Raw genomic sequence first — 3,274 nt, forward strand, 5'->3', positions numbered from 1 at the left:
GAAAGTTCGTGCTTCCGTCAAGAAATTATGCCGTAACTGCAAAGTTATCCGTCGCAATGGTAGCGTTCGTGTAATTTGCAGTGTTGAGCCAAGACATAAACAACGTCAAGGCTAAGAAAAAGCATTTTTTTCTTGCAAAGTTGGGTTGAGCTGGCTAAATTAGCCAGCCAATCTTTTTTATCTAAGATACATTATTGTTTGAGTATCCTGAAAACGGGCTTTTCAGCACAGTAATGTATATTTTAACTTAGGAGTGCATAGTGGCCCGTATAGCAGGCATTAACATTCCTGATCATAAACATACCGTAATCGCTTTAACATCGATTTTCGGAATCGGCAAAACACGTTCACAGGCTATCTGTGAAGCAACTGGTATTGCTGAAAATGTTAAGATCAGTGAACTGTCTGAAGAACAAATCGACAAGCTGCGTGACGAAGTTGCCAAGTATGTTGTAGAAGGTGACCTACGTCGTGAAATTACCCTGAGCATCAAGCGTCTAATGGACCTTGGTTGTTACCGTGGTTTACGTCATCGTCGTGGTCTTCCTGTGCGCGGACAGCGTACTAAGACTAACGCTCGTACCCGCAAGGGTCCGCGTAAGCCGATCAAGAAATAAGTCGGGGTACTGAATAATGGCAAAGGCACCAATTCGTGCACGTAAGCGTGTAAGAAAACAAGTCTCAGACGGTGTGGCTCATATCCATGCTTCTTTCAACAACACAATCGTTACTATTACTGATCGTCAAGGTAACGCATTAGGTTGGGCAACTGCCGGTGGTTCCGGTTTCCGTGGTTCTCGCAAATCCACTCCGTTTGCAGCTCAGGTTGCAGCAGAGCGTTGCGCAGAAGCTGTGAAAGAATACGGAATTAAAAACTTGGAAGTTATGGTTAAGGGACCGGGTCCGGGTCGCGAATCAACAATTCGTGCTCTGAACGCCGCAGGTTTTCGCATCACTAATATTACTGATGTGACTCCTATCCCTCATAACGGTTGTCGCCCACCGAAAAAACGTCGCGTTTAATACGTATCGTTTTTTAGGACTGTTGGAGAAAGAAAATGGCTAGATATTTGGGTCCTAAGCTCAAGCTGAGCCGTCGCGAAGGAACAGACCTCTTTCTGAAGTCTGGTGTTCGCGCGATTGACACCAAGTGTAAATTAGAACAGGCACCAGGCCAGCACGGAGCGCGTAAACCGCGTCTGTCTGACTATGGTGTTCAGTTACGTGAAAAACAAAAAGTTCGTCGTATCTACGGTGTTCTGGAGCGTCAATTCCGTAACTATTATAAAGAAGCAACACGTCTGAAAGGCAACACAGGTGAAAACCTGTTGACTTTGCTGGAAGGCCGTCTTGATAACGTAGTTTACCGTATGGGCTTTGGCGCAACTCGCGCAGAAGCACGTCAAATGGTTAGCCATAAGGCTATCATGGTAAATGGTCGCGTAGTTAATATCGCTTCTTATCAGGTTTCCCCGAATGACGTTATCAGCGTTCGTGAGAAAGCTAAAAAACAGTCTCGTATTAAGGCTGCTTTAGAGCTGGCTGAACAGCGTGAGAAGCCAACTTGGCTGGAAGTTGATGCTGCTAAAATGGAAGGTGTGTTCAAACGTATTCCTGAACGTACTGACTTGTCTGCGGACATTAACGAACACCTGATCGTCGAGCTTTACTCCAAGTAAAGCTTAGCACCAAAGAGAGGACACAATGCAGGGTTCTGTGACAGAGTTTCTAAAACCGCGCCTGGTAGATATCGAGCAAGTGAGTTCGACGCACGCTAAGGTGACCCTTGAGCCTTTAGAGCGTGGCTTTGGCCATACTCTTGGTAACGCACTGCGCCGTATTCTGCTTTCGTCTATGCCGGGTTGTGCGGTGACAGAGGTTGAGATTGATGGTGTACTGCATGAGTACAGCACCAAAGAAGGTGTACAGGAAGATATCCTGGAGATTCTCCTCAACCTGAAAGGGCTGGCGGTAAAAGTTCAGGGGAAAGATGAAGTTATTTTAACCTTGAATAAATCTGGCATTGGCCCTGTGACTGCAGCCGACATCATCCATGATGGTGATGTCGAAATCGTCAAGCCACAGCACATCATCTGCCACCTGACTGACGAAAGCGCATCTATTAATATGCGAATTAAAGTACAGCGTGGTCGTGGTTATGTGCCGGCTTCTGCCCGAGTTCATTCGGAAGAAGATGAGCGCCCAATCGGTCGTTTGTTAGTCGATGCTTGCTACAGCCCAGTAGAGCGTATTGCCTATAATGTTGAAGCAGCTCGTGTTGAGCAACGTACGGACTTGGATAAGTTAGTTATTGAAATGGAAACTAACGGTACAATCGATCCTGAAGAGGCGATTCGCCGTGCAGCGACCATTCTAGCTGAACAACTTGAAGCATTCGTTGATTTACGTGATGTACGTCAACCGGAAGTTAAAGAAGAGAAGCCAGAATTCGATCCTATCTTACTGCGCCCAGTTGACGATCTGGAATTGACTGTCCGCTCTGCTAACTGCCTCAAAGCAGAAGCTATCCACTACATCGGTGATCTGGTACAGCGTACAGAAGTTGAGTTGCTTAAAACGCCTAACCTCGGTAAGAAATCTCTTACTGAAATTAAGGACGTCTTGGCATCTCGTGGTCTTTCTCTGGGCATGCGCTTAGAAAATTGGCCACCAGCAAGTATTGCTGATGATTAAGATCACAGGTTAAGGTTTTACTGAGAAGGATAAGGTCATGCGCCATCGTAAGAGTGGTCGTCAATTGAACCGCAACAGCAGCCACCGCCAAGCTATGTTCCGTAACATGGCTGGTTCTTTAGTTCGTCATGAGATCATCAAGACGACTCTGCCTAAAGCGAAAGAACTGCGTCGCGTCGTTGAGCCGCTGATTACTCTTGCCAAGACCGACAGCGTAGCTAATCGTCGTCTGGCATTCGCACGTACTCGTGATAACGAGATCGTTGCAAAATTATTTAATGAACTGGGACCTCGTTTCGCAGCTCGTGCAGGTGGTTACACTCGTATTCTTAAGTGTGGCTACCGCACAGGTGACAATGCTCCGATGGCTTACATCGAGCTTGTTGACCGTGCTGTTGAGTCTCAAGAAGCAGCAGCAGAGTAATCTGTCGTCGCTTTCAAGAAAACCGGGTATATTGCCCGGTTTTTTTGTACCTGCTATTCTTACTTTTCCAAAGCAGATTTTGTGCTCTTGAATTTTTTGTTGTTAACCCTTATTTATAGGTAAGCGTTCATGAGTATGTATAAGATTGGCGAAATA

The 3,274-nt window shown here is 46.1% G+C and carries 6 protein-coding genes; all 6 read left to right on the forward strand.

The window, feature by feature from the left end; all coding sequences use genetic code 11:
• A partial coding sequence (rpmJ, locus tag OQV04_RS23920; protein ID WP_332643141.1) for a 50S ribosomal protein L36 occupies positions 1-115 on the forward strand: 115 nt, incomplete at its 5' end.
• Between the two features lie 145 nt (positions 116-260).
• Complete coding sequence (gene rpsM / locus OQV04_RS23925) at positions 261-617, forward strand: 30S ribosomal protein S13 (RefSeq protein WP_004907144.1); 357 nt, start codon at positions 261-263, stop codon at positions 615-617.
• 16 nt (positions 618-633) lie between these two features.
• Positions 634-1,023 carry a 30S ribosomal protein S11 gene (gene rpsK / locus OQV04_RS23930; RefSeq protein WP_002919257.1) on the forward strand — a complete coding sequence of 130 codons (390 nt, stop codon included), beginning with the start codon at positions 634-636 and terminating at the stop codon, positions 1,021-1,023.
• A gap of 35 nt (positions 1,024-1,058) precedes the next feature.
• Positions 1,059-1,679, forward strand: a complete 621-nt coding sequence (rpsD, locus tag OQV04_RS23935; RefSeq protein ID WP_004265487.1) for a 30S ribosomal protein S4 — start codon at positions 1,059-1,061, stop codon at positions 1,677-1,679.
• Positions 1,680-1,704: 25 nt separating this feature from the next.
• The gene (locus OQV04_RS23940) at positions 1,705-2,694 is read left to right on the forward strand and encodes a DNA-directed RNA polymerase subunit alpha (protein ID WP_004265491.1); all 990 of its coding nucleotides are present in this window, start codon (positions 1,705-1,707) and stop codon (positions 2,692-2,694) included.
• A 37-nt stretch (positions 2,695-2,731) separates the two neighbouring features.
• Positions 2,732-3,118 (forward strand): 50S ribosomal protein L17, encoded by a 387-nt coding sequence (rplQ, locus tag OQV04_RS23945; RefSeq protein ID WP_004907152.1) that lies wholly within the window; start codon positions 2,732-2,734, stop codon positions 3,116-3,118.
• Positions 3,119-3,274: the final 156 nt, after the last annotated feature.

This window comes from Escherichia sp. Lx600-2 (assembly GCF_036662595.1).
Taxonomy (GTDB): domain Bacteria; phylum Pseudomonadota; class Gammaproteobacteria; order Enterobacterales; family Enterobacteriaceae; genus Escherichia; species Escherichia coli.